This window comes from Mesorhizobium sp. WSM4898, assembly GCF_029625845.1.
GTDB lineage: Bacteria > Pseudomonadota > Alphaproteobacteria > Rhizobiales > Rhizobiaceae > Mesorhizobium.
The window spans coordinates 20,541-46,507 of sequence record NZ_JARTVQ010000011.1; the positions used below are offsets into that span (position 1 = coordinate 20,541).

Below are 25,967 nucleotides of genomic sequence, written 5' to 3' on the forward strand. Positions count from 1 at the left end.
TCATATATCATAGCGGATTCAGCATTGACAGGCCGCGTCTTAATAAATATACCGCTGATATATCAGACGGAGAGATAGCCATGTGGGCCGGAGTTTTCCCTGCAGTCACGACCAAATTCACCCCCGACGACCGCCTCGATCATGCCGAAATGGAGCGTTGTTTCTCCTTGCAGATGGAGGCCGGCTGCGACGGCATCATCGTCTGCGGCTCGCTCGGCGAAGGGCCAATGCTGTCGCATGACGAGAAGATCGAAGTGCTGAAGACGGCGCAGAAGGTCGCCGGGACAAAGCCGGTGCTTCTGACCGTCAACGAACCCGGCACCCGCGAGGCGGCAAGCATCGCATGCCGCGCAGCCAAGGAAGGCGCCAACGGCCTGATGGTGGTGCCGAGCCCGATCTACCACACCAATGCCGAAGAGACGGTCGCCGCACTTCGCGCCGTCGCGGAGGCCGGCGACCTGCCTGTCATGATCTACTCCAACCGGCTCGCCTATCGCGTCGACGTCACTGTCGACCTGATGGAGGAGCTGGCGTCCGACAAGCGCTTCGTCGCAATCAAGGAATCGTCGGACGACATCCGCCGCTCGACCGAGATCATCAATCGCCTCGGCGACCGCTACGACCTCTTCACCGGCGTCGACAACCTCGCCTTCGAGGCGCTGTCGGTCGGCGCCATCGGCTGGGTGGCGGGCCTTGTCACGGCCTTCCCGCGTGAGACCGTCGCCATCTACCAGTTGATGAGAAAAGGTCGCCGCGAAGAAGCGCTGAAGATTTACCGCTGGTTCAGGCCACTGCTCGACCTCGATGTCTCGACCTACCTGGTCCAAAACATCAAGCTTGCCGAAGTGCTGGCGATCGGTACCAATGACCGCGTTCGCATGCCGCGCCAGCCGCTGTCGGGCGAGCGCCGGAAGGCGGTGGAAAAGATCGTCAGGGATGCGCTGGCCGCGCGGCCGGAACTGCCGGCGTTCTGATAGCCTTCTGCTCCCGTTCACGCGGAGCAGATGGCGGCAGACAGACGAGGGACAGCGCCAGCGTGCAAGGAAATGCCAAGCCGACCGAAGAGGGGCGCCGCCCTTCATCCGCCCGTCGGGCGCCTTCTCCCCGTGACCGGGGAGAAGGAGAAGATATCGCCATCATCGGCGGCGGCATCATCGGCATTTGCGCCGCCACCTTGCTCGCGGAGGCGGGACGCAGCGTCACCATTTTCGATCGGACGGGCATTTGCGAGGAGACGAGCTCCGGCAACGCTGCCGCCTTCGCCTTCTCCGACGTGCTGCCGCTGGCGCATAAGGGGATGATCAGGCAGTTGCCGAAATGGCTTGCCGATCCGCTGGGGCCTCTTGCCATCCCGCCGGCCTATCTGCCTAAACTTCTTCCCTGGCTGTTCCGCTTCTGGCGCGCGGGCGCCGCCAGGCACTTCGAGGCGAGCCTTGCGGCGCAGGCCGGCATGATGAAGCTCGCCGAAGCCGAATGGATGGGTTTGCTCGACCGCTCTGGCACGCGGCCGATGCTGCATGAGGACGGCTCGCTCGAACTCTACGAAAGCGAGGCCGAGTTCCGCGCCTCGCTGTCCGGCTGGAGGGCGCGCGAACGTTTCGGCATAGGCTTCCGCCATGTCGAGGGTGAGGGGATGGCGGCGCTGCAGCCGGGTCTTTCGCCGCGCTTCGTCAAGGGCACCTTCGTGCCGGGGTGGAAGACAGTCGCCGATCCGAAACTGCTCGGCAAGGCGATCTGGGCCTATGCGGAGCGGCTCGGCGCGCGCTTCGAGCACGCGCGCGTCGAGCGTATCGGGACCGGAACAAACGGCGTCACGCTTATGCTTGCGGACGGCACGGCCCGAAAAGCGAAGCAGCTCGTGATCGCCGCCGGCGCCTGGTCGCATCTGCTGGCCAAAGATATCGGCGACCGCATCCCGCTGGAGACCGAGCGCGGTTACAACACCACGCTGCCGGTGTCGGCCTTCGACGTGAAGCGGCAGCTGATCTTTTCCGGGCACGGCTTCGTCATCACGCCGCTGGAAACCGGCTTGCGCGTCGGCGGCGCCGTCGAGCTGGGAGGCATCGAACGAGCGCCGAATTTCGCGCGCTCGAAGGCGATGCTGGAAAAAGCCAAGCGTTTCCTGCCCGGGCTCGATCCGTCGGGCGGCCGCGAGTGGATGGGCTTCCGGCCATCGCTGCCGGATTCGCTGCCGGTCATCGGCAGGGCGCGGGCGCCGAACATCGTCTACGCTTTCGGCCACGGCCATCTCGGCCTGACCCAGGCGGCAGCGACCGGCCGCTCGATCCGAGATCTCCTTCTCGGGCAGGAGCCGCCGATCGATCTCACTCCTTTCCGCCCGCAACGGTTCTGACAATTCGCCAGAATTCTGATATTTCAGGGAGCCATCATGGCCAAGACATCCTTCTTCTGCATCGACGGCCACACCTGCGGCAATCCGGTGAGGCTGGTTGCCGGCGGCGGCCCACTGCTAGAAGGCGCGACGATGATGGAACGGCGGGCGCATTTCCTCGCCGAATATGACTGGATCCGGACCGGGCTGATGTTCGAGCCGCGCGGTCATGACGTGATGTCCGGCTCGATCCTCTATCCGCCGACGCGCGAGGACTGCGATATCGCGATCCTCTTCATCGAAACCTCGGGCTGCCTGCCGATGTGCGGCCACGGCACCATCGGCACCGTGACGATGGCGATCGAGCATGGGCTGGTGAGGCCGAAGACGCCGGGCGTGCTCAGGCTCGACACGCCGGCCGGCCTAGTCGTCGCCGAATACAAACAGGTCGGCGAATATGTCGAGGAGGTGCGCATCACCAACGTGCCGTCCTTCCTTTACGCCGAAGGGCTGTCGGTGGAGTGCCCGGTGCTTGGCGAGATCAGCGTCGACGTCGCTTATGGCGGCAATTTCTATGCCATCGTCGAGCCGCAGGAGAACTACCGCGACATGGCCGACCATTCGGCCGCCGACCTCATCGCCTGGAGCCCGCTTGTGCGCCAGCGCCTGAACGAGAAATACTCGTTCGTGCATCCGGAGAACCCGGGCATCAACCGGCTGTCGCACATGCTGTGGACCGGCAAGCCGAGAGATGCCGAGGCCGATGCCCGCAATGCCGTGTTCTATGGCGACAAGGCGATCGACCGCTCGCCTTGCGGCACCGGCACCTCGGCGCGCATGGCGCAGCTCCACGCCAAGGGCAGGCTCGAGGTCGGCGACAGTTTTGTCCATGAGTCGATCATCGGCTCGCTGTTCAAGGGCAGGGTCGAAAAGGAGGTCAGCGTTGCCGGCAAACCAGCCATCATCCCCTCGATCGGCGGCTGGGCGCGCATGACCGGACTGAACACCATCTTCATCGACGACCGCGATCCGTTCGCGCACGGGTTCATCGTCACCTGATCGCTCCCGTTCGGCGTCAGGCCGCCTCGTCGTTCGTCGAAACCTGACTACCGAACCAATCGGCAAAGGTGATTTCGGCCGCCGTTCGCCTCGCCGTCACATGACCGTCATACCGAGCAGAATCCTGACTTGGCGGAATGCGCGGGACGGCAAAATCGAGCGCTGCCGCTGACGCAAGGAATCTTCTCATCAATTTATTTTGACGGCGATTTCTTCGAAACGACGCGCATGATACGGCTTAATCGTCAAAGACATTGCGTTGTGCCAATGATAGGGTCCGCGATAGTCCAGGGGCCGGGTGCGAGAAAGCGGGCAATCGGGCAGCGTGCTTCCAAACCACGCGCGGCGATTGAAAAATCACGTTGCAATCCGGGCTTGAAACTTTACGACTAGGGGCAATACGAAAAGGAATGCGTCCTCGAAGGCGACATTCCAGGGGAGCCGCTTAAATATGCAGTATTTCGTCCAGCAGCTTATCAACGGGCTGACGCTGGGATCTATCTACGGGCTGATCGCGATCGGCTACACGATGGTCTACGGCATCATCGGCATGATCAATTTCGCCCATGGCGATATCTTCATGGTGGGCGCCTTCACGGCCCTCATCGTCTTCCTGATCCTCGGCGCGATGTTCTACTCGGTGCCGGTGGTGGTGGCGCTCCTGATCATGATGATCGTGGGCATGCTGCTCACCAGTCTTTACAACTGGACGATCGAGAAGGTGGCCTACAGGCCGCTGCGCGGATCGTTCCGGCTCGCGCCGCTGATCACCGCCATCGGCATGTCGATCGCCCTGTCCAACTTCGTGCAGGTCACGCAAGGGCCGCGCAACAAGCCGATCCCGCCGCTGGTCAGCCAGGTCTATACGATCGACGGCATCAGCGTCTCGCTGAAGCAGATCATCATCGTGCTCGTCACTGCCGTGCTGCTGGCGATCTTCTGGTATCTCGTCAACAGGACGGCATTGGGGCGGGCGCAGCGCGCCTGCGAGCAGGACCGCAAGATGGCGGCGCTACTTGGCGTCGACGTCGACCGCACAATCTCCATCACCTTCATCATGGGCGCAGCGCTTGCCGCGGTCGCCGGGACGCTTTTCTTGATGTATTATGGCGTGGTGGTCTTCTCAGACGGTTTCGTGCCGGGCGTGAAGGCCTTCACGGCGGCGGTGCTTGGCGGCATCGGCTCGCTGCCGGGCGCAGTGCTCGGCGGGCTTTTGATCGGCTTCATCGAGAGCATGTGGTCGGCCTATTTCTCGATCGACTACAAGGACGTCGCGGCCTTCTCGATCCTGGCGATCGTGCTCATCTTCCTGCCCTCCGGCATCCTGGGCCGGCCTGAAGTCGAAAAGGTCTGATCCTCATGGCCGTTACCGTTTCTCCGGAGCGCGACGTCGTCGCTACTCCCATCCAGCGCGCGTTCCGCGAAGCGCTCTACGCCGGCGCCATCGCGCTCGGCCTGTTCGTGCTGTTCATCGGTCTCAGGACCGATCAGAACATCAACAACGAGCTGATCCTGGTGCAGCGCTGGGGCCTGCTCGCCCTGGTGGTTCTCGCCGTTGTCGTCGGGCGCTTCCTCTATGTTGCCTATGCGGTTCCGGCGCTCGAACGATCAAGGGCTGAAAGGGCCAAGGCGCCTGCGATCGCCGTGGAGCCCGGCTTCGTGCGGCGAAACTTCAACAAGATCGGCGCCACGGTGCTGATCCTCTATCCAGTGGCGATGGTGCTCCTGTTCGGCTTCCAGGGCTCGCTCAAATGGGTCGACAATTTCGGCATCCAGATCCTGATCTATGTGATGCTGGCCTGGGGCCTCAACATCGTCATCGGGCTAGCCGGCCTGCTCGACCTCGGCTATGTCGCCTTTTACGCCGTTGGCGCCTATGCCTATGCGCTGCTCGGCACGCATTTTGGCCTGTCGTTTTGGATCCTGCTGCCTGCCGCCGGCGCCATGGCCGCCTTCTGGGGCGTCATGCTCGGCTTCCCGGTGCTGCGGCTGCGCGGCGACTATCTGGCTATCGTCACGCTCGCCTTCGGCGAGATCATCCGTCTGGTGCTGATCAACTGGCGTGAGGTGACCAATGGCTCGGCCGGCATTTCCGGCATCCCGAAGGTCTCCTTCTTCGGGCTCATGTCGTTCAACGTCTCGGACCCGAACTACATCGCCAAGGTGCTGGGGATCGCTCAGTCGGGCGCCTACTACAAGATCTTCCTCTATTATCTCATTCTGGCGCTCTGCTTCCTCACCGCCTTCGTCACCATCAGGCTGCGCCGCCTGCCGGTGGGCCGCGCCTGGGAAGCGCTGCGCGAGGACGAGATCGCCTGCCGCTCGCTCGGCATCAATACCACCACCACCAAGCTGACGGCGTTCGCCACCGGCGCCATGTTCGGCGGCTTCGCCGGCTCGTTCTTCGCCGCGCGCCAGGGCTTCGTCAGCCCGGAATCCTTCGTCTTCCTTGAATCGGCGATCATCCTGGCCATCGTCGTGCTCGGCGGCATGGGCTCGTTGGGCGGCATCGCGGTGGCGGCACTGGTGATGATCGGCGGCACCGAGATCCTGCGCGAGCTGGGCTTCCTCAAGGTGGTGTTCGGTCCGGACTTCACGCCGGAGCTCTACCGCATGCTATTGTTCGGCGTTGCGATGGTGATCGTCATGCTGTGGAAGCCGCGCGGCTTCGTCGGCAGTCGAGAACCAACAGCCTTCCTCAAGGAGCGAAAAGCGGTGTCAGGCTCCTTCACCAAGGAGGGCCACGGCTGATGAACGCGCAAGTTTCCATGAACGACTTCATCCTGCAGGTCGAGCATCTGTCGATGAAGTTCGGCGGCCTGATCGCCATCGGCGACCTGTCGTTCCAGGCCAAGCGCGGCGAGATCACCGCGCTGATCGGGCCGAACGGTGCCGGCAAGACGACCGTGTTCAATTGCATCACCGGCTTCTACAAACCGTCGGAGGGCATGATCACGCTCAGCCGGCGCGACGGCTCGAACTTTCTGCTCGAGCGCTTGCCCAATCACGAGATCCCCGCGCGCGCCAAGGTGGCGCGCACCTTCCAGAACATCCGCCTGTTCTCGGGCATGACGCTGCTGGAGAACCTCCTGGTCGCCCAGCACAACAAGCTGATGAAGGCCTCGGGCTATACCTTCCTCGGCCTGTTCGGCTTCTCCAGCTACCGGCAGGCCTCGGCTGAATCGATCGATCTCGCCAAGCACTGGCTGGAAAAGGCCAATCTCGTCGACCGCGCCGACGATCCGGCCGGCGACCTGCCCTATGGCGCGCAACGGCGGCTGGAGATCGCGCGCGCCATGTGCACCGGACCTGAGCTTTTGTGCCTCGACGAGCCGGCCGCCGGTCTCAATCCGAAGGAATCGGCCTCGCTCAATGAACTGTTGATGGACATTAAGGACAACACCGGCACGTCGATCCTGCTCATCGAGCACGACATGTCGGTGGTCATGCAGATCTCCGACCACGTCGTGGTGCTGGAGTACGGCCGCAAGATCTCCGACGGCAGCCCGCAGTCGGTCCGGACCGATCCGCGCGTGATTGCCGCCTATCTCGGTGTCGACGACGAGGAAGTGGAAGAGGTGCTGACCGAAGTCGGCGACGAGGATGTCATCGAGCAGCTCGATACCGGGCCTGATGCGGCGCACGGGCCGGGCAGTTCCGCCTCGATGATGGCGGGGCCGGTTTCCGATACTGTCGAACACGCGGACGAGGGCGAACGGGTCATGGTATCGAGAGGCGCCTCGAAAGCGGCTCAGGTCGATGCCAAGGCCAAAACGCCAAGAAAGTCGTCCGAGCGGGCCACGGGCAAGCCAGCCGCGAAATCCTCGACAGCCAAGCCGCGCGGAGGGCGTAAGTAATGGCCGGCACAACGCTGCTCGATATCAAGGGCGTGCAGACCTATTACGGCAACATCCGCGCGCTGAACGGTGTCGACGTCACCGTCAACCAAGGTGAGATCGTGGCGCTGATCGGCGCCAACGGCGCCGGCAAGTCGACGTTGATGATGACGATCTTCGGCGCGCCGCGTGCGCGCAGCGGCTCCATCACCTTTGCCGGCAACGACATCACGCAGTTGCCGACGCACGAGATCGCGCGGATGCGCATCGCCCAGTCGCCGGAGGGACGCCGCATCTTTCCGCGCATGACGGTGATGGAAAACCTGCAGATGGGCGCCAGCCTCGACAACCTCAAACATTTTGACGAGGATGCCGAGAAGGTGTTTTCGCTGTTCCCGCGGCTGAAGGAGCGCATCGGCCAGCGCGGCGGCACGCTCTCGGGCGGCGAGCAGCAGATGCTGTCGATCGGCCGTGCGCTGATGGCCCGGCCGAAGCTGCTTCTGCTCGACGAGCCGTCGCTGGGCCTCGCGCCGCTGATCGTCAAGCAGATCTTCGATGCCATCCGCGAATTGAACCGGACCCAAGGGCTGACCGTGTTCCTGGTCGAGCAGAACGCCTTCGGCGCGCTGAAGCTCGCCAATCGCGGCTACGTCATGGTCAACGGCAATGTGACGATGAGCGGCACCGGCAAGGAGCTGCTCGCCAATCCGGAAGTGCGCGCCGCCTATCTCGAAGGCGGCCACCACTGAGTTCAGGAGACTTCATCATGCAGGGCATTCTCTACGAGGAAGCCTCGATCTGGCAGTTCCTGTTCGTCACCTGCCTGCTCGGCGGATGGGCGGCGTGGATGACCGGCAAGGCGAGCGCGCAGACCTGGCGCAGCTTCTTTCAGCTGTTCCTCTATATGCTCGGACTCGGCATCGGCATAAGGTTCATCCACCACGCGCTGTTCGACGGCACGATGTTTTCGCTGCACTACTATATCGTCGACACCATCGTGCTGATGATACTGGGCTTCCTTGGGTATCAATACACGCGCACTAACCAGATGGTCACTCAGTATAATTGGCTCTACGAAAGAGCCTCCTTATTGAGCTGGAAACCAAAGGGTTGACGTTCATGATCAACGCCGTTCCGGGGAATGAATTTGGCGTGACAAGTGCCTGAAAATCGGCATTCTATGCTTTCTGCGATAAGGGTGGGCATCGCATGAAAGTATCATCCACGCCCACTCCGTAAATGGGAGCGTTTCAATGAAAAAATCACTCTTGTCCGCCGTGGCGCTGACCGCGTTCATCGCGTTCAGCGGCAGCGCGTGGGCCGACATTCTGATCGGCGTCGCCGGTCCGATCACCGGTCCGAACGCGGCCTTCGGCGCGCAGCTGCAGAAGGGCGCCGAACAGGCGGTCGCCGACATCAACGCGGCCGGCGGAGTCCTCGGCCAGCAACTTAAGCTGAGTGTGGGTGACGACGTGTCGGATCCGAAGCAGGGCATCTCGGTCGCCAACAAGTTTGTCGCCGACGGCATCAAGTTCGTCGATGGCCACTTCAATTCGGGCGTCTCAATTCCTGCGTCGGAAGTCTATGCCGAGAATGGCATCCTCGAAATCACGCCGGCCGCGACCAATCCCAAGTTCACCGAACGCGGCATGTGGAATACGTTCCGCACCTGCGGACGCGACGACCAGCAGGGCAAGGTTGCCGGCGACTATGTCGCCAAGAACTTCAAGGACGCCAAGATCGCGCTCATCCATGACAAGACCCCTTATGGCCAGGGCCTTGCCGACGAAACCAAGAAGGCGCTCAATGCCAATGGCGTCAACGAAGCCATGTATGAAGGCATCAATGTCGGCGACAAGGACTTCTCGGCGCTCATCGCCAAGATGAAGGAAGCCGGTATCTCCGTCGTCTACTATGGCGGCCTGCATACGGAAGCCGGCCTCATCATCCGCCAGCTCGCCGACCAGGGCCTCAAGGCCCAGTTCATGTCGGGCGATGGCATCGTGTCGAACGAGCTCGCCTCGATCGCCGGCGACGCCGTCCAAGGCACGCTGATGACGTTCGCGCCGGATCCGCGCAAGAACCCGAACGCCAAGGAGCTCGTGGAGAAGTTCCGCGCTGCCGGTTTCGAACCGGAGGCCTACACGCTCTACTCCTACGCCGCGATCCAGATCATCGCTGCGGCCATCACGAAGACCGGCTCCGCCGACGATGCGCAGAAAGTCGCCGAGACGATCAAGTCGGGCGGCCCCTGGAAGACCGCCATCGGCGACATTGGTTATGACTCCAAGGGCGACATCACTCGCCCGGACTATGTCATGTACACCTGGAAGAAGGGCGAAGACGGCAAGTACTCCTACTTCGAGCAATAAGCCGGCAAAGAAGAACCGACTTTCCGAGATGCCCGGCGCTGAGCGCCGGGCATTTTTTGTTTGGCTGGGCATCCAGCCTGGCAATCGTATCCCCGCCAGGTTCGTCGGCGTTGTCGTCCAGGCGCTCGGAGGCCGTGGCGAAGGTTTGGCGCAAACGAACGATTTAAATCGATTGAAGTGTCGCGCTATTTTGTTTGCGCTGCAGCATTTTCAAGCTAATCATTGCGCCGGTTCACCTCACCTTCCGCTACTGGAGCCCAGTCCTTGGCAATCACGAAGATCCTCGTCGCCAACCGGTCCGAAATCGCCATCCGCGTCTTTCGCGCGGCCAACGAACTAGGCCTCAAAACCGTGGCGATCTGGGCGGAAGAGGACAAATATTCGCTGCACCGCTTCAAGGCCGACGAAAGCTACCAGGTCGGGCGCGGCCCGCATCTCACCAAGGACATGGGTCCGATCGAAAGCTATCTGTCGATCGACGAGGTGATCCGCGTCGCGCGCCTCTCGGGTGCGGATGCGATCCACCCCGGCTACGGCCTGTTGTCGGAAAGCCCCGAATTCGCCGAGGCCTGCGCTGCCGCCGGCATCACCTTCATTGGGCCGAAGCCCGAGACGATGCGCCGGCTCGGCAACAAGGTGGCGGCGCGCAACCTGGCGATCGCGGTCGGCGTGCCGGTCGTGCCCGCCACCGATCCGCTGCCCGACGATATGGACGAGGTGAAAAAGCTCGCTGCGGAAATAGGCTATCCGGTGATGCTCAAGGCCTCGTGGGGTGGCGGCGGCCGCGGCATGCGCGCCATCCGCGCTGAAGCCGACCTCGCGCGCGAAGTCATGGAAGGCAAACGCGAGGCGAAGGCCGCCTTCGGCAAGGACGAGGTCTATCTCGAAAAGCTGATCGAGCGCGCCCGCCATGTCGAGGTGCAGGTGCTGGGCGACACGCAGGGCAATGCCGTGCACCTGTTCGAGCGCGACTGCTCGATCCAGCGCCGTAACCAGAAGGTCGTCGAACGTGCCCCGGCTCCCTACCTCAGCGAGAAACTGCGCGAGGAACTCTGCGCCTACGCGCTGAAGATCGCGCGCGAGACCAGCTACATCGGAGCCGGCACCGTCGAGTTCCTGCAGGACGCCGACACCGGCAAGTTCTATTTCATCGAGGTCAACCCGCGCATCCAGGTCGAGCATACCGTCACCGAGATGGTGACCGGCATCGATATCGTGAAGGCGCAAATCCACATCCTCGACGGCTTCGCCATCGGCACGCCGGAGTCCGGCGTGCCGGCGCAGAAGGACATTAAGCTCAACGGCCACGCCCTGCAGTGCCGCATCACCACCGAGGACCCGGAACACAATTTCATCCCCGATTACGGGCGCATCACCGCATATCGCGGCGCCACCGGCTTCGGCATCCGCCTCGACGGCGGCACCGCCTATTCGGGCGCGGTCATCACCCGGTTCTACGATCCGCTGCTCGAAAAGGTGACGGCCTGGGCGCCGACGCCGGGCGAGACGATCGCGCGCATGAACCGGGCATTGCGCGAGTTCCGCATCCGCGGGGTCGCCACCAACCTCACCTTCCTCGAAGCGATCATCAACCACCCGAGCTTCGCCGACAATTCCTACACCACCAAGTTCATCGACACGACGCCGGAGCTGTTCGAGCAGGTCAAGCGGCAGGACCGCGCCACCAAGCTGCTCAATTATCTCGCCGACGTCAGCGTCAACGGCCATCCCGAGACGCGCGGACGGCCGGTGCCGAAGGCGGATGCGGCGGCGCCTGTGGTGCCCTATCTCAACGGCAAGGTGCCGGACGGCAGCAAGCAGCGGCTCGACGCGCTCGGGCCTCAGAAGTTCGCGGCATGGATGCGCGAGCAAGCCCAGGTGCTCGTTACCGACACGACGATGCGCGACGGACACCAGTCGCTGCTCGCCACCCGCATGCGCACCTACGACATCGCCGGCATCGCCGGCACCTATGCGCGAGCGCTGCCGCAACTGCTCTCACTGGAATGCTGGGGCGGCGCCACCTTCGACGTCGCCATGCGCTTCCTCACCGAGGATCCATGGGAGCGTCTGAACAGAGTGCGCGAGGCAGCCCCCAATCTTCTGCTGCAGATGCTTCTGCGCGGTGCTAACGGCGTCGGCTACACCAACTATCCCGACAATGTCGTGCAGCATTTCGTTAGACAGGCAGCCGCCGGCGGCGTCGACCTGTTCCGCGTCTTCGACTGCTTGAACTGGGTCGAGAACATGCGCGTCGCCATGGACGCGGTGGGCGCCGAGGGCAAGCTGATCGAAGCGGCGATGTGCTACACCGGCGACATACTCGATCCGGAGCGCGCCAAATACGACCTGAAATATTATGTCGGGCTGGCGAAGGAACTGGAAGCGGCCGGGGCGCATATCATCGCCGTCAAGGACATGGCGGGCCTGTTGAAGCCCTCGGCGGCGCGCGTGCTGTTCAAGGCGCTGCGCGAAGAGACCGACCTGCCGATCCATTTCCACACGCACGACACCTCCGGCCTGTCGGCGGCGACGGTTCTGGCGGCGGTCGAGACCGGCGTCGACGCCATCGACGCGGCGATGGATTCGTTCTCCGGCAACACCTCGCAGCCTTGTCTCGGCTCGATCGTCGAGGCGCTCAAGGGTACCGAGCGCGACCCCGGCCTCGACCCCCAGTGGATCCGCCACATCTCGTTCTACTGGGAAGCGGTTCGCAACCAATACGCCGCCTTTGAAAGCGACCTCAAGGGACCGGCCTCGGAAGTCTATCTGCACGAGATGCCGGGCGGCCAGTTCACCAATCTCAAGGAACAGGCGCGCTCGCTTGGGCTTGAAACGCGCTGGCACGAGGTGGCGCAGGCCTATCACGACGTCAACCTGATGTTCGGCGACATCGTCAAGGTGACGCCGTCGTCGAAAGTGGTCGGCGACATGGCGCTGATGATGGTGAGCCAGGACCTCACAGTCGCCGATGTCGAGAACCCGGCGAAGGACATCGCCTTCCCGGATTCGGTCGTCTCGATGCTGCGCGGCGATCTCGGCCAGTCGCCCGGCGGTTGGCCGCAAGCGCTGCAGAAGAAGGCGCTGAAGGGCGAAAAGCCGATCACCGTCCGGCCCGGCTCGCTGCTCAAGCCGGCGAACCTCAAGGCCAGCCGCAAGGAGATCGAGGAGAAGCTCGAGCGCAAGCTCACCGAGTTCGAATTCGCCTCCTGGCTGATGTATCCGAAAGTCTTCACCGACTTCGCCGCCGCTCAGGAGACCTATGGCCCGGTCAGCGTGCTGCCGACGCCGACCTATTTCTACGGCATGAAGTCGGAAGACGAGATCTTCGTCGACATCGAGAAGGGCAAGACCCTGGTGATACGCTGCCAGGCGTTCGGTGACGTCGACGAAAAAGGCATGGTCACCGTCTTCTTCGAGCTCAACGGCCAGCCGCGTCGCGTGAAGGTGCCGGACCGCGCGCATGGCGCTTCGGCCGCCAAGGCGCGGCGCAAGGCCGAGCCGGGCAACGAGGCGCATGTCGGGGCGCCGATGCCGGGCGTGGTGTCGGCTCTTGCCGTGGCGCCAGGCCAGGCGGTCAAGGCGGGCGACGTGCTGCTCTCGATCGAGGCGATGAAGATGGAGACCGCGTTGCACGCCGAGCGCGACGGCGTGGTGGCTGAGGTGCTGGTCAAGGCCGGCGACCAGATCGATGCGAAGGATTTGCTCATCGCCTTTGGCTGAATGTGCTGATCTTCAGGTGAGGCCGGCCTGCAAAACGCCGGCTTCCTGGGGTTCCGGCCTTCGCCGCCGAAGCACTCACCAGGCACGTCGCAGTTAAGGCTACGGCCAGCTTAGGCCCGTGCCCACGTACTCCAAGCATGCTCGGCTCCGGTTCTCGGAACAACCGTTCTCGCCGCTTCGCGCCCGTCTTCGACTCCGGCTCGGCCTGACCAGAATCTCAGCACAGCCTGGGGTGCTCCAACCCTTCATGCCGCATCGATAATGTCTTGACCCGCCGCGTCTGCTCGGGCATCGAACCCGCTCCAATTTTGCCGGGCGGGAATCGCCGTGGCGCAAAAAAACGCGGAGAGAAAAAATGGCCGACGAGATCACCGAGACCAGCCAGACTGTAGCCGCCGGCCAGCTGCGCGCCATCATCGAGCGCATCGAGCGGCTCGAGGAAGAAAAGAAGACGATTTCCGACGACATCAAGGACGTCTATGGCGAGGCCAAGGGCACCGGCTTCGACACCAAGGCGATCCGCACCATCGTCCGGCTGCGCAAGAAGGATCAGGCCGAGCGCCAGGAGGAGGAGTCGATCCTCGATCTGTACAAGGCCGCGCTCGGCATGGTGTAAGGCTCGCGGCTAGAGCAGTTCAGCGTCTTGATGGAATCGCTGAACTGCTCCAACCATTTGCTTTTGCGCAATTCCGGACGGAAACCGTTACACTTCCTGGAATTGCCTCTAGGGACGGCCATGAGTGAGTTCGACTTCGGCGGCCATCGCGCTTCGGAGTTCCGGCATCGCGGGTTCTGGGCGCTGTTCGCCGAACGGCACCCGGAAGAAAGGGCGCGGCTGGCGCGACGCGGGCCATGGTTCTGGCAGCGCGGAATGCCGGAGTTCGCCCTGGTGCTGTCCATGTATGTCGCGCCCAGCGAGAACGTGGTCGGCGTCTTCTTCGGCCGCAACGAGAAGCTCGGCGCGACGGAGGTCTGGACGCGGCTGATGCCGTTCCAACCGGCGATCGAGGCGCGGCTGAAGCTCAGGCCGGAGCAGAGCGCGCAGAATCTCGGCATCAATTCGCAGTGGCGGGTCAACTGCTTTGCCGAGGACAATTGGCCGGCCATGGCCGACTGGCTGGCGACGGAATGCTCGCGCTTCGAGCAAGCCGTCACCCAAGTGCTGAGGCAGGAGTAGAGCACAGATGGTTGCCGGCTTCTTCCGCTCGCGCTGGCAAGGCATTGTGCCGCTCGACCGGCTGTTCTGGCGCGACATGCTGCTCGCCGGCACGGCGATCAACATCGCTTCGTCCGGGCTGGCGCTTGTCCTGCTTGGGCTGAAGCTGCCGCTCTGGCTGGTGCTCACGGTGCATTTCCTTCCCGCCCCCTACAACATCTTTCTCGCCCTTGCCGTCTGGCGAACGGCGGAAACGGCCGGCGGGTTCAAGGTGCAGTTGATGATGCTGGGCTCGGCGCTCTGGCTGATCGCGACGGTCGTCGTCTGAATCGAAAAAGGGCGGCCGAAGCCGCCCTTACAAAGCTACTACGAACTGGCTGTCAGGCCGCCGGCTCGAAGCGCAACGCCACGCCGTTGATGCAATAGCGCAGGCCGGTCGGCGGCGGACCGTCCTCGAAGACATGGCCGAGATGGCTGCCGCAACGCGAGCAGTGGCACTCGGTACGGACCATGCCGTAGCTGCGGTCGACGGTGGTCTCGATCGAGCCCGGGACCGGATCGTTGAAACTCGGCCAGCCGGTGCCGCTCTCGAACTTCAGCTTGGATTCGAACAAAGGCTGGTCGCAGCCGACGCAGAAGAAAGTGCCGGCGCGTTTCTCGTAGAGCAGGGCGCAGCTGCCGGGACGCTCGGTGCCGTGGTTGCGCATGACGGCATACTGCTCCGGCGTCAGCCGGGCGCGCCACTCGGCATCGGTGCGGGTGACGGGATAGGCGTGGGTGTCCATGAAATCTCCTCGGCCTTGGCGGCTCGTTGTTGGTTGGCATGTCATGTTCGCACGAAGATAGGTGTTTGTTACACCACTGACCAGCGCTGGGACTGACAACGCAATCGCCGCTGGTTTCCGCGAATTACTGTCACGCTCAATGCTTCCTCGATAGCTGCTTCGTTGCCGCTTCGAGCCCGGCAAGCGTCAGCGGGAACATGCGGCCACCGAAGATGTCGGTGATCATCGCAATGGAATGGGTGTAGCGCCAGTTCTTCTCAGCCTCAGGGTTCAACCAGACCGCGTTCGGCCACTGCTGCAGCAGTCGGCCGAGCCAGACGCCGCCGGCCTCCGGGTTCCAGTGCTCGACCGAGCCGCCGGGATGCGCAATTTCGTAAGGGCTCATCGAGGCGTCGCCGACCACGATCACCTTATAGTCCGGCCCATATTTGTGGATGAGGTCGAAGGTGGGGATCGTCTCGGCCAGGCGGCGGCGATTGTCCTTCCAGACGCGCTCGTAAAGACAGTTGTGGAAGTAGTAATACTCGAGCTGGCGGAATTCGGCCCGCGCGGCGGAGAACAGCTCCTCGACGGTTTTGACGTGACCATCCATCGAGCCGCCGACGTCGAAGAACATCAGGAGCTTCACCGCGTTGCGCCGCTCCGGCCGGGTTCTCACGTCCAGATAGCCGTGCTCGGCGGTGGCGTGGATGGTGCCGGGCAGGTCGAACTCTTCCTCGGCGCCCTCGCGCACCCAGCGCCGCAGCCGCTTCAGCGCCACCTTGATGTTGCGGGTGCCGAGCTCGATCGCGTCGTCGAAGTTCTTGAACTCGCGCTTGTCCCAGACTTTCACTGCGCGACGGTGGCGGCTTTCGTGCTGGCCGATGCGCACGCCTTCCGGATTGTAGCCATAGGCGCCGAAGGGCGAGGTGCCGCCGGTGCCGATCCATTTCGAGCCGCCCTGGTGCCGGCCCTTCTGTTCCTCCAGGCGCTGCTTCAGCGTCTCCATCAGCTTGTCGAAGCCGCCCAGCGCCTCGACCAGCTTCTTCTCCTCGTCGCTCAGGTGCTTTTCGGCGAGCCGGCGCAGCCATTCCTCGGGGATGTTGGCGACGTCGACAGCGTCCGGACCGGCGAGCGCTTCGACGCCCTTGAAGACATGCGCGAACACCTGATCGAAACGGTCGATATGGCGCTCGTCCTTCACCAGGGCCGAGCGCGCGAGGTAGTAAAAACCGTCGACGTCGTAGTCGACCAGCCCAGCTTCAAGGCCTTCGAGCAGCGACAGATACTCCCGGAGCGAAACGGGAACCCGCGCGGCTTTCAGTTCAAGGAAGAAGGGGATGAACATCGCCAGACGGCTATCTCTGCCCCTCGATCTTTTCACGCGCGGCACTCGCAATGAAGGCAGAGCGCGTCAGGCCCCGGCGGCTGGCTTCAGTATCGATCGCCGCAAGCAGACCAGCGTCCAACGACAGGTTTGCCCGGACTGACCGACCGGAGTCGATCAGCAGCGGGATCATGACGGCAGACTCGCCTGCGGCGCTATCGATCTCACCTGATCGTAACAAGTCCGCCACCGTTCGTGCTTCGGGTAACGAGACGTGCTTTGCCAACCGAGTTTCGGCCCATTCGCGTATCGCCGATGCTGCATCGGCAATCGCCTCCTCGGGGCTGGCGCCGCCGCCATGGCAGCCCGGGAGGTCGGGGACCCGGATTCCCCAGACATTATCCGCGCCGTCCAGAACTCCGATATAATGCGTCATGCGATCATGCCTCAAATCCATCCGGCGAGCTTGGCGATCGAGCGTGCAACGCCCGGAGATTGCTCGCGGTGCCGCGGCACGATGATGGTCACATTTTCCCGGGTGCTCGTATTTGTCGTGCTTGCCGCCTCCGACGCTCGACCAGCCGTCGCGCAAAAGCCGCGCTATGATCTTGCGCGTGTTAGTCTCAATCAGCGGCACGGCAACTTTCCAATGCGCAATATATTGCGCAGCTGGACCGGTTTCAACCGTTTCACAACAGATCGTACTCGATGAAGCCCGTGCGCCGGGCCACATGGTCGTACAGCCGGCGCGCGGTGGCGTTGGTCTCGTGCGTCATCCAGTAGACGTTCTTCACGCCGATCTTGCCCGCCTCGTCCTGCACCGCTTTGATCAACGCCGCGCCGATGCCCTTGCCGCGCACTTCGGGGTCGGCGAACAGATCCTGCAGATAGCAGGTGTTGACCTCGGACCAACAGGAGCGGTGGTAGAGATAGTGGGTCAGGCCGACGGCCTTGCCCTCAAGCGTGGCGATAAAGCCTTTCGGCTCGAACTCGCCCGCCGTGAACAGGCGTTTCCAGGTGACGTCGTAGACCTCGTCCGGCAGCTTGGTCTCGTAGAAGGTGAGATAGGCGGTCCACAGCCGGCGCCAGTCGGAGCGGTCGGACTGGGCAAGCGGGCGAACGGTGATCTCGGACATGTTTTCCTCCAACGTTTTGGTCGGAAGCTGCGGCAACCGCCGCCTGTCGGCAACGGTCCACAGACGGACAAAGCGCTATTGCTGCCAAGCCTATTGCTGGCGCCTGGCCATGAAGGCCAGGCGTTCGAAGAGGTGCACGTCCTGCTCGTTCTTGAGCAGCGCGCCATGCAGCTTCGGCAACATGTTCTTCGGATCGGCGCGCAGATCCTCCGGCGCGATGTCGTCGGCGACCAGCAGTCGGATCCAGTCGAGCGCTTCGGAGGTGGATGGTTTCTTCTTCAGCCCGGGCACGTCGCGGATCTCGTAGAACTGGGTGAGTGCGGCCCGCACGAGATTCTGCTTGATGCCGGGATAATGGACGTCGACGATCCGGTGCAGCGTCTCGATATCGGGGAAGCGGATGTAGTGGAAAAAGCAGCGGCGCAGAAAGGCGTCCGGCAACTCCTTCTCGTTGTTGGAGGTGATGATGACGATCGGCCGAAATTCGGCGCGGATGGTCTCGCCGGTCTCGTAGACGAAGAACTCCATCCGGTCGAGTTCCTGCAGAAGATCGTTGGGGAATTCGATGTCGGCCTTGTCGATCTCGTCGATCAGGAGAACGACCTTTTTCGGTGCCGCGAAGGCGTCCCACAGCTTGCCGCGTTTGATGTAGTTCTTGATGTCGCTGAACCGGTCGTCACCGAGCTGGCTGTCGCGCAGCCGCGAGACGGCGTCATACTCGTAGAGGCCCTGCTGCGCCTTGGTGGTCGATTTGACATTCCATTCGATGAAATCGAGGTCGAGCGCCGCCGCCACTTGACGGGCGAGTTCGGTCTTGCCGGTGCCCGGCTCGCCCTTGACCAGCAACGGTCGCTCCAGAGCGATCGCGGCGTTGACCGCCACCATCAAATCCTTGTCGGCGACGTAAGCCGCGGTGCCTTCGAAACGCATTTCTTCTCCTGATCGTTGGGCCGCGACCCTAAGGACGCTGGCCGGGCTGTGCAAGGCATGACAACGCTGCAAGGCCCATGACGCAGATTTGCGGCCGCTTGGAGCGGTGTCCTTCTGGCGCTCGGTCAACCATGGGCCTATATTGGTTTTGGCGGTCTGCGCTTCCCGGCAGGAGAAACTTATCCCCGGGGCCTTATCGATCCTTAGGGAGCTGTCCCTGGGAAGACCCGTGGGTTTTCTCACACGGCGCCCACCTACTTTGTAGGCACCCGGGATCGACCTCTCCACCGGTTGTGTGGATCGCCACTCTCCCGTTTTTGAATTTGATGCGGTAGAAAGCGTCGCTCCTGCAACTTCGTCCGGATACGACCTTTTCTAACGTCTGCGCATGACCTCATCAAAAGACCTGAAAAAACAGCTTCGCAAGGAAGCTCTGGCGCGGCGGGATGCGCTGGACGAATTCTGGCGGGTCGAGATCGCGCTCGAAATGGCTGAGACGGCGCGTGACCAGATCGCCGTCGAACCGGGCCAGATCGTCTCCGGCTTCTGGCCGATGCGCTCCGAGGTCGATGTGCGGCCGCTGATGTTCGCGCTGCGCGAGAAAGGCGCCAGGCTTTGCCTGCCGGCGATCCTCGACAAGACAACCATCGTCTTCCGCGAGCTGGTGCGCGGCGCGCCAATGGTCGAGATGGGTTTCGGCACGGTCGGACCGCACGAGGAGGCCGAAGAGCTCGACCCCTCGCTCATGTTTGTTCCGCTCGCAGCATTCGACGCGCGCGGCCACCGCATCGGCTACGGCGCCGGCTATTACGACCGGGCGATCGCCAGGCTGGCCGACAAAGGGCTGGCGCCGCGGCTGATCGGCATTGCGTTCGACTGCCAGGAGGTGTCGCAAGTGCCGGATGAGAACCATGACGTGATCATCCAGGAAATACTCACCGAGAGCGGGTTACGCCGGTTTACCGCCTCTTAGAATATTCCGACCCGCTTCGCGCGATTCCAATCCCTATCCAACAGTATTCCTGCTATCCAATCCAAGTTGAGGTTAGCAAGGGATTTTGTCTTCATGCGATTCATCCTGATGCCGTTTGCTCTGATCGCGGCAGCACTGTTTGCGATGGGATTGCATATCACCGGAACCACCCTGTACCACCAAGCCGCCTGGGGGCAGACGGTCGCTACCGTGACGGATGTCAGTCCTTTCACTGAAATGCACAAAAATGGCCTCGCCATAGAGCGCATCAATGTCGCCCTCGCCTATGTGGTTGACGACGTGCCGATGACTTGGTCCGGAAAGGGAAGCCTTGTCGGTCTCCACGAGGCGTCGATCGGCGACAAGGTGAAATTCTACTACGACCCTGGCGATCCAGCGACCCTCGATACCGCCGGAATGAAGGGCTGGCGCGGCATGCTGTTGATCCTTGCAGGTACCGGCGGCTTCACCGTCTTCTACGTTTGGTTCTTCTGGCTGCGCGGACGGAGCGCGCGTTAGTCGTCGCCTTCGGCTGCTAGGACGGGGCGGTGGTGCCGTATAAGACAATCATGTGATCATCCCGGAAATACTCACCGGGAGCGGGTTGCGCCGGTTCACGCCGCAATTGTAGAACAGCGGTTGAGAAACGCATGATCTTTGCGGAAAGTCATGCAGCTTTTGCTTGGCGGACTTTCGACGCGGGATCGTATGAGACTTCTCTTCCTCGGCGACATGGTCGGAAAAACTGGGCGCACGGCGGTGTGGGAACAGCTGCCGGGCTTGATATCCGACTTCAAGCTCGACTTCGTCATCGTCAATGGCGAGAACGCCGCCGGCGGCTTCGGCATCACCGAGGAGATATTTCGCGAGACGCTCGCGGCGGGCGCGGATGTCGTCACCACCGGCAACCATGTCTGGGACCAGCGCGACGCGCTGGTCTTCGCGCCGCGCGAGGAGCGCTTCCTGCGCCCCTCCAATTTTCCCAAGGGCACGCCGGGGCGTGGTTCCGGCGTCTATATCGCCAGGAACGGCGCGCGGGTGCTGGTCGCCAACATCATGGGGCGCGTCTTCATGCATCCCGAGCTCGACGATCCGTTCCAGGCCGGCGAGCGCGAGCTTGCCGCCTGTCCGCTTGGCGAACAGGCCGACGCAGTAGTGATTGATTTCCATGCCGAGGCGACTTCGGAAAAGATGTGCTTCGCGCATTTCGTCGACGGCCGTGCCAGCCTTGTGGTCGGCACCCACACGCACCAGCCGACCGCCGATCATCAGATACTCAACGGCGGCACCGCCTATATTTCGGACGCCGGCATGTGCGGCGACTATGATTCCTCGCTTGGCATGGACAAGGAAGAGCCGCTCAACCGCTTCCTGTCGAAAGTGCCGAAAGGTCGTTTCGAGGCCGCGAATGGACCGGCGACGCTCTGCGGCGTCGGCGTGGAAATCTCCGACCGCACCGGGCTCGCCGAGAAGATCGCGCCGTTTCGCCGCGGGCCGAGACTCGAGGAAACCGCGCCGTCCTTCTGGTCATGATATTGATATGAGCACCGGTCGTACCTAACTGGCGACGAAACCCGCGAAAACTGCTCTAGATCGTAGAGGGGACGACCTCCATGCAGCTTGTCGAGTTCCTGGCGCCGCACTTTGCCTTTGTCTCCGATCCCACAGCCTGGATCGCGCTGCTGACGCTGGTGGTGCTGGAGGTGGTGCTCGGCATCGACAACCTGATCTTCATCTCGATCCTGACCAACAAGCTGCCGGAAGCGCAGCGCGCCCGCGCCCGCAAACTCGGCATCTCGGCGGCACTGGGCATGCGGCTGGTGCTGCTCGCCACGATCTCGATCATCGTGCAATTGACGACGCCGGTGTTCACGGCGTTCGGGCATGGCTTTTCCTGGCGCGACCTGATCCTGATCGCCGGCGGCCTGTTCCTTGTCTGGAAGGCGACCAAGGAAATCCACCACACGGTCGATCCGCAGGATCATCAGGACTCGATGATGGGCGGCACACTGCAGATGAGCCTGGCCGGCGCGATCTTCCAGATCCTGCTGCTTGACCTCGTCTTCTCGATCGATTCCATCATCACCGCCGTCGGGATGACCGACGAGATCGCCATCATGTACATCGCTGTCATCGTGGCGGTGAGCGTGATGATGCTGGCGGCGACGCCGCTCGCCAACTTTATCGCCAAGAACCCCACAATCGTGATGCTGGCGCTCGGCTTCCTGCTGATGATCGGCATGACGCTGATTGCCGACGGCATGGGCTATCACGTGCCCAAGGGCTACATCTACGCCGCCATGGGTTTTTCCGCGCTGGTCGAGGGCCTCAACATGCTGGCGCGGCGTCGAAAGAAGCAGCGGTCCGGCGGCGGGCATTAAGCGGGCAGGTTGATCTGCCAGGAAACGCCGAAGCGGTCGTTGAGCCAAGCGAAACGGCGGCTGAAGCCGTAATCGTCGGTCGGCATCAGAAGCGCGCCGTCCTCAGCCAGCACCCCGACAATGCGATCGAGTTCGTGCTCGGAGGAACAGTCGACGAAGAGCGAGAACGACGGCGTGAAGGAGAAGGCGTGATGCGCCGGGCTGTTGAAGATCATGACCTCCGTGCCGCCGATCAAGACGCGGGCCAGCTTGAGCGTGCCTTCGGGTCCGTCCTCACCGGCGCCATAGCGTGTGACGTCGACGACGCGGCTTTCCGGAACAGTGTCGCAATAGAGGGTCATGGCCTCCTCGGCCTGACCTTCGAACATCAGGAACGGCGTTACTTTCACGGCCGGGCCTCCTCGCTCAAAGGGAGTCAAATATTGGTCTCGTTGGCCGGCTCGCCTTTCATCTCGGCGCGATAATAGCCGTCGCGCAAATTGATGCCGTATTCGAGATACGCCTTCATGCAGGCGAGCATCTGCGACCAGCCCTCGCAATTGAGGTAGGATTTCTTCAGTCCGACCTCGCCTTCGTGCCAGCCGGCCTCGGCGATGGTAACGAGGGTGCCGCCGTCGTCCAACGGCTCGAAATTCATCTCGATGCGTGTCTTGTAGGCCGGCTTGCCGTCAGTGTCGGCCGCGTCCCAGCGCAGCACGATACGCCTATCCTTGATCACCTCGTCGACCTCGACTGGCACCGTCTTCCACCAGGTGACGGTGGTGCCGGCGACCAGCGGAGCGGAGGCGCCGCCAACGGTGGTGAAATAGCCGCTGAGCTTCGTCGGGTTGACCACGGCGTCGAAGACTTCGGCGACCGGCTTGCCGATGCGTCCGGAAATCCTGAATCCAAGAGACATATCCACAGCTCCTTCCTTGCCTCGTGAAACAATATGTTATAAAAACATAACATGTCAAGCCCAACCTCGGACGATCGTGTTTTCAAGGCCTTGGCGCACTCGCGCCGGCGCGAGTTGCTCGACCGGCTCAAGGAACAGCCGCAGACCACCGGGGCGCTCTGCGAGGCTTTCCCGGACATGGATCGCTGCACGGTCATGATGCATCTGAAGGTGCTGGAAGAGGCCGATCTGGTCGTGGCGAGGCGCGAGGGGCGCGAGCGCTGGAACCATCTCAACGCGCTGCCGATCAGGCAGATCCACGACCGCTGGATCGGCCAATATGCGGGCCATGCGATCAGCATCCTCGACCGGCTGAAGTCGGATCTGGAGGGATGATGCCGCGCTGCAAGGGCAATCTCGGTCTGTCCGCCGTCAGGGTCGACGGTCCGGCTGGACGAATTGAGCCGATTTATCTATAAGCCGGCCATTCCGACAGAGAGCCCCGCGGGCCTTCGCAGGCACGCTTGCAGCGTTCTGAAATTTTGAATTCGAGCATTTGCCGATGCCGGGTGATCGCGCCCGGCCGAGAAATGCTCTAGCCGAACACGACAGGGGTGCCATGGCTGGCCATTCGCAGTTCAAGAACATCATGCACCGCAAGGGCCGCCAGGATGCGGTGCGGTCGAAAATGTTTTCCAAGCTGGCACGCGAAATCACCGTCGCCGCCAAGACCGGCACGCCGGATCCGGCGATGAACCCGCGGCTGCGCCTTGCGGTGCAGAACGCCAAGGCGGTGTCGATGCCGAAGGACAACATCCAGCGCGCCATCAACAAGGCCTCCGCCGGAGATGCCGAGAACTACGAGGCCGTGCGCTATGAGGGCTATGGCCCCGGCGGCGTGGCGCTGATCGTCGAGGTGCTGACCGACAACCGCAACCGCTCGGCGTCCAATGTGCGCGCCGCCTTCACCAAGGCCGGCGGGGCGCTCGGCGAAACCGGCTCGGTGTCGTTCATGTGGAACCGCGTCGGCGAGATCTATTACCCGGCTTCGGCCGGCAGCCCGGACACGGTGATGGAAGCCGCGATCGAGGCCGGTGCTGACGACGTCGAGTCGGACGAGGAAGGCCACACCGTCTATTGCAGCTTCGAAAATCTCGGCGAGGTATCGAAGTCGCTCGAAGCCGCGCTCGGCGAAGCGGAGTCGGTGAAGCCGATCTGGCAGCCGCAGAACAATGTGCCGGTCGATGAAGAACGGGCGCAGTCGCTGATGAAGCTGGTCGCCACTCTCGAGGACGACGACGACGTGCAGAGCGTCTACGCCAATTTCGACGTCGACGACGAAACAATGGCCAAGCTCAGCGCGGCCTGATCGGCTGATCTATGAGCGGAACTCGATCCGACATGAGCGAGAAGCCGCGGCCCGCCATCCGCATCACCTACTGCACGCAATGCCAGTGGCTGCTCAGAGCCGGCTGGATGGCACAGGAGCTGCTCTCGACCTTCGGTACCGATCTCGGCGAGGTGACGCTGGTGCCGGGCACCGGCGGCATCTTCACGATCTCCTGCAACGACCAGCTTATCTGGGAGCGTAAGCGCGACGGCGGTTTTCCGGAGGCGGCGAAGCTCAAGCAGCTGGTCCGCGATGTCATCGACCCGGAGCGCGATCTGGGACACGCCGACCGCAAGACGCACAAGAAGACGGACCCCGCCTGAGGCGGTGTTTTATCCGCTGGCCGCTCTCTTCAAATCAGCGCCAGGATGAAGCAGGCCATCGCCACGATCGCGGTGATGGTGCGGACGTGGTTCCACATTACCCATTGGCGCAGATGGTTCGCCCACACGGCGGCGCCGTTGCTGCTGGCCGGGTCGACGGCGGCCAGCGCGTCGTTGAGCGGCACGTTGAAGATCATGGTCACGATCGGGTTGCCGACGAGATAGATTACGGCGCCGGCAAGCAGCCAGTACGAGCCCGATTGGCTCCAACCCGCGATGGCGGCGGCAATCAGCACCAGACAAATGAGGCCGGTGCCGAAAAGCGCCGTCATGAAGGCGGGCGTAATTACGGTGATGTTGATCGAATTCATCGCTGCGATGCCGGCTGGGACGGGCAGCCTGGCAAGTGCTGCCATGACGAAATTGGAAAAGGCGAAGAAGACGCCGCCGACCACGCCAGAGCCGATCGCGGCAATGAAGGTGAGGGCGGGAAGAATTTTCATCATCTCAGTTACTCCAGACGCCGCTGGCTGCGGTTTCGGTTGCATAGGCGAAGAAGTCTTTCGGCCGGCGGCCGAGCGCGCGCTGCACGCCGTCGGTCAACGTTTCGTTGCGGCCGTCGAGCACCTCGCTGAAGAGCTCGTTGAGCAGCCAGGCGAATTCCGGCGGCAGGTTGTGCGCAGCCACCGTTTCGGTGAATTGGGCTGCGAGATCCGCCGATAGCGGATGTCGCGGCCAGTGGCTTTGCCGATTTCGGCGACGGCCTGAGCAAAGCTCAGCAGACGCGAGCCGGTGAGTTCGTAAAGCTGGCCGGCATGGCCCGGCTCCGTCAGCACGGCTTCGGCGACATCGGCGATATCGTCGACATCGACGAACGGTTCGCCGACAGCGCCGACCGGCAGGGTGACTTCGCCTTCGAGTATGGATTCGATGAGGAAGCCTTCGCTGAAATTCTGCGAGAACCATGAGCAGCGCAGGATCGTCCAATCGGCACCGGAAACCTTGATCATTTCCTCGGCGCGCTGAGCCTCCGTCTCGCCGCGGCCGGAGAGCAGCACCAGCCGCTTGTTGCCGCGCTCGACGGCAAGTTTGGCCAACGCCTCGACAGTTTCGGCGGCGCCCGGCACCGCGATGTCAGGATAGTAGCTGATGTAGACGGCGCCGACGCCGTCGAGGGCCGCGCCCCAGGTGTTCTTGTCCGACCAGTCGAAGGGAGGCGTGCCTGCGCGGGAGCCGATCCGCACCGGGATCCTGCGGGCGATCAACTGTTCGGCCAGCCGCCGGCCGGTCTTGCCGGTGCCGCCCAGGATCAAAATCGGTTTCTGTGATGTGTCGGTCATCTCGATCTCCTCGTTTTCTGAATATGAGTAATCCTCATGTTTGCAAAA

At 62.8% G+C, this 25,967-nt stretch carries 27 protein-coding genes, 1 other RNA gene and 2 pseudogenes; 21 read left to right on the forward strand and 9 right to left on the reverse strand.

What is annotated here, in order from left to right; genetic code table 11:
• Positions 1 to 80 precede the first annotated feature (80 nt).
• From P9228_RS27780 to P9228_RS27840, 13 genes and pseudogenes are all read left to right on the forward strand, one after another.
• On the forward strand, positions 81 to 974 hold the full coding sequence (locus P9228_RS27780; protein WP_127403732.1) for a dihydrodipicolinate synthase family protein: 894 nt from the start codon (positions 81 to 83) through the stop codon (positions 972 to 974).
• Between the two features lie 62 nt (positions 975 to 1,036).
• On the forward strand, positions 1,037 to 2,353 hold the full coding sequence (locus P9228_RS27785; protein ID WP_067319517.1) for an FAD-dependent oxidoreductase: 1,317 nt from the start codon (positions 1,037 to 1,039) through the stop codon (positions 2,351 to 2,353).
• A 36-nt stretch (positions 2,354 to 2,389) separates the two neighbouring features.
• On the forward strand, positions 2,390 to 3,391 hold the full coding sequence (locus P9228_RS27790; protein ID WP_067319515.1) for a 4-hydroxyproline epimerase: 1,002 nt from the start codon (positions 2,390 to 2,392) through the stop codon (positions 3,389 to 3,391).
• 451 nt (positions 3,392 to 3,842) lie between these two features.
• Complete coding sequence (locus tag P9228_RS27795; RefSeq protein ID WP_067001669.1) at positions 3,843 to 4,745, forward strand: branched-chain amino acid ABC transporter permease LivH; 903 nt, start codon at positions 3,843 to 3,845, stop codon at positions 4,743 to 4,745.
• Between the two features lie 5 nt (positions 4,746 to 4,750).
• Positions 4,751 to 6,142, forward strand: coding sequence for a high-affinity branched-chain amino acid ABC transporter permease LivM (gene livM / locus P9228_RS27800; RefSeq protein ID WP_067001672.1), 1,392 nt, complete (start codon positions 4,751 to 4,753; stop codon positions 6,140 to 6,142).
• Positions 6,142 to 7,224 (forward strand): annotated as a pseudogene (locus tag P9228_RS27805) (ABC transporter ATP-binding protein); the annotation flags it as partial. The gene livM and the pseudogene P9228_RS27805, both read left to right, overlap by 1 nt.
• A gap of 23 nt (positions 7,225 to 7,247) precedes the next feature.
• A complete protein-coding gene (locus tag P9228_RS27810; RefSeq protein ID WP_278053530.1) occupies positions 7,248 to 7,976 on the forward strand; it encodes an ABC transporter ATP-binding protein in 729 nt (242 codons plus the stop codon).
• 17 nt (positions 7,977 to 7,993) lie between these two features.
• On the forward strand, positions 7,994 to 8,341 hold the full coding sequence (locus tag P9228_RS27815; protein WP_067001681.1) for a DUF6867 family protein: 348 nt from the start codon (positions 7,994 to 7,996) through the stop codon (positions 8,339 to 8,341).
• 139 nt (positions 8,342 to 8,480) lie between these two features.
• Positions 8,481 to 9,599, forward strand: coding sequence for a branched-chain amino acid ABC transporter substrate-binding protein (locus P9228_RS27820; RefSeq protein WP_067001684.1), 1,119 nt, complete (start codon positions 8,481 to 8,483; stop codon positions 9,597 to 9,599).
• A 264-nt stretch (positions 9,600 to 9,863) separates the two neighbouring features.
• Positions 9,864 to 13,322 (forward strand): pyruvate carboxylase, encoded by a 3,459-nt coding sequence (pyc, locus tag P9228_RS27825; protein WP_278056661.1) that lies wholly within the window; start codon positions 9,864 to 9,866, stop codon positions 13,320 to 13,322.
• Positions 13,323 to 13,677: 355 nt separating this feature from the next.
• Positions 13,678 to 13,938, forward strand: coding sequence for a DUF2312 domain-containing protein (locus P9228_RS27830; protein ID WP_067001689.1), 261 nt, complete (start codon positions 13,678 to 13,680; stop codon positions 13,936 to 13,938).
• Positions 13,939 to 14,058: 120 nt separating this feature from the next.
• Positions 14,059 to 14,499 (forward strand): hypothetical protein, encoded by a 441-nt coding sequence (locus P9228_RS27835; protein ID WP_067001692.1) that lies wholly within the window; start codon positions 14,059 to 14,061, stop codon positions 14,497 to 14,499.
• A 7-nt stretch (positions 14,500 to 14,506) separates the two neighbouring features.
• Entirely contained in the window at positions 14,507 to 14,806 is a 300-nt protein-coding gene (locus P9228_RS27840; protein ID WP_278056663.1) for a hypothetical protein, read from the forward strand.
• 52 nt (positions 14,807 to 14,858) lie between these two features.
• Here P9228_RS27840 and msrB read toward each other — a convergent pair whose 3' ends face one another.
• From msrB to P9228_RS27865, 5 genes are all read right to left on the reverse strand, one after another.
• Positions 14,859 to 15,263 carry a peptide-methionine (R)-S-oxide reductase MsrB gene (msrB, locus tag P9228_RS27845; protein ID WP_095809928.1) on the reverse strand — a complete coding sequence of 135 codons (405 nt, stop codon included), beginning with the start codon at positions 15,261 to 15,263 and terminating at the stop codon, positions 14,859 to 14,861.
• A gap of 136 nt (positions 15,264 to 15,399) precedes the next feature.
• Entirely contained in the window at positions 15,400 to 16,590 is a 1,191-nt protein-coding gene (locus tag P9228_RS27850; RefSeq protein WP_278056749.1) for a VWA domain-containing protein, read from the reverse strand.
• Positions 16,591 to 16,600: 10 nt separating this feature from the next.
• The gene (locus P9228_RS27855) at positions 16,601 to 17,206 is read right to left on the reverse strand and encodes a type II toxin-antitoxin system HicB family antitoxin (RefSeq protein ID WP_278056664.1); all 606 of its coding nucleotides are present in this window, start codon (positions 17,204 to 17,206) and stop codon (positions 16,601 to 16,603) included.
• A 52-nt stretch (positions 17,207 to 17,258) separates the two neighbouring features.
• Positions 17,259 to 17,705 carry a GNAT family N-acetyltransferase gene (locus P9228_RS27860; protein WP_067319706.1) on the reverse strand — a complete coding sequence of 149 codons (447 nt, stop codon included), beginning with the start codon at positions 17,703 to 17,705 and terminating at the stop codon, positions 17,259 to 17,261.
• Positions 17,706 to 17,795: 90 nt separating this feature from the next.
• A complete protein-coding gene (locus P9228_RS27865; RefSeq protein WP_127247229.1) occupies positions 17,796 to 18,635 on the reverse strand; it encodes a MoxR family ATPase in 840 nt (279 codons plus the stop codon).
• Positions 18,636 to 18,785: 150 nt separating this feature from the next.
• Here P9228_RS27865 and ssrS point away from each other — a divergent pair.
• From ssrS to P9228_RS27890, 5 genes are all read left to right on the forward strand, one after another.
• Positions 18,786 to 18,941: non-coding RNA, 6S RNA (gene ssrS / locus P9228_RS27870), on the forward strand.
• A gap of 82 nt (positions 18,942 to 19,023) precedes the next feature.
• Complete coding sequence (locus tag P9228_RS27875) at positions 19,024 to 19,608, forward strand: 5-formyltetrahydrofolate cyclo-ligase (protein ID WP_278056667.1); 585 nt, start codon at positions 19,024 to 19,026, stop codon at positions 19,606 to 19,608.
• Positions 19,609 to 19,701: 93 nt separating this feature from the next.
• Positions 19,702 to 20,127, forward strand: coding sequence for a DUF3592 domain-containing protein (locus P9228_RS27880; RefSeq protein WP_278056669.1), 426 nt, complete (start codon positions 19,702 to 19,704; stop codon positions 20,125 to 20,127).
• A gap of 189 nt (positions 20,128 to 20,316) precedes the next feature.
• Positions 20,317 to 21,141: a YmdB family metallophosphoesterase gene (locus P9228_RS27885; RefSeq protein WP_067319494.1), complete on the forward strand. Its 825-nt coding sequence runs from the start codon at positions 20,317 to 20,319 to the stop codon at positions 21,139 to 21,141.
• Between the two features lie 80 nt (positions 21,142 to 21,221).
• The gene (locus P9228_RS27890; protein WP_067001713.1) at positions 21,222 to 21,989 is read left to right on the forward strand and encodes a TerC family protein; all 768 of its coding nucleotides are present in this window, start codon (positions 21,222 to 21,224) and stop codon (positions 21,987 to 21,989) included.
• Here P9228_RS27890 and P9228_RS27895 read toward each other — a convergent pair.
• Entirely contained in the window at positions 21,986 to 22,378 is a 393-nt protein-coding gene (locus tag P9228_RS27895) for a VOC family protein (protein ID WP_278056670.1), read from the reverse strand. The two genes, P9228_RS27890 and P9228_RS27895, sit on opposite strands and share 4 nt — an antisense overlap.
• 26 nt (positions 22,379 to 22,404) lie before the next feature.
• A complete protein-coding gene (locus tag P9228_RS27900; protein WP_278056671.1) occupies positions 22,405 to 22,887 on the reverse strand; it encodes an SRPBCC domain-containing protein in 483 nt (160 codons plus the stop codon).
• Between the two features lie 51 nt (positions 22,888 to 22,938).
• On the opposite strand from P9228_RS27900, the gene P9228_RS27905 reads away from it, so the two are divergent.
• The 3 genes from P9228_RS27905 to P9228_RS27915 all read left to right on the forward strand — a co-directional run bounded on the left by P9228_RS27905 (position 22,939) and on the right by P9228_RS27915 (position 24,579).
• Positions 22,939 to 23,262 carry a helix-turn-helix domain-containing protein gene (locus P9228_RS27905; RefSeq protein WP_278056672.1) on the forward strand — a complete coding sequence of 108 codons (324 nt, stop codon included), beginning with the start codon at positions 22,939 to 22,941 and terminating at the stop codon, positions 23,260 to 23,262.
• 223 nt (positions 23,263 to 23,485) lie between these two features.
• The gene (locus P9228_RS27910) at positions 23,486 to 24,235 is read left to right on the forward strand and encodes a YebC/PmpR family DNA-binding transcriptional regulator (protein WP_278056673.1); all 750 of its coding nucleotides are present in this window, start codon (positions 23,486 to 23,488) and stop codon (positions 24,233 to 24,235) included.
• A gap of 32 nt (positions 24,236 to 24,267) precedes the next feature.
• The gene (locus P9228_RS27915) at positions 24,268 to 24,579 is read left to right on the forward strand and encodes a SelT/SelW/SelH family protein (RefSeq protein WP_095799760.1); all 312 of its coding nucleotides are present in this window, start codon (positions 24,268 to 24,270) and stop codon (positions 24,577 to 24,579) included.
• Between the two features lie 29 nt (positions 24,580 to 24,608).
• Here P9228_RS27915 and P9228_RS27920 read toward each other — a convergent pair whose 3' ends face one another.
• Together P9228_RS27920 and P9228_RS27925 are read right to left on the reverse strand one after the other, a co-directional pair.
• Entirely contained in the window at positions 24,609 to 25,085 is a 477-nt protein-coding gene (locus tag P9228_RS27920; protein WP_067319488.1) for a DUF1772 domain-containing protein, read from the reverse strand.
• Position 25,086: 1 nt separating this feature from the next.
• Positions 25,087 to 25,919, reverse strand: a pseudogene (locus tag P9228_RS27925) (NAD(P)H-binding protein).
• Positions 25,920 to 25,967 lie beyond the last annotated feature (48 nt).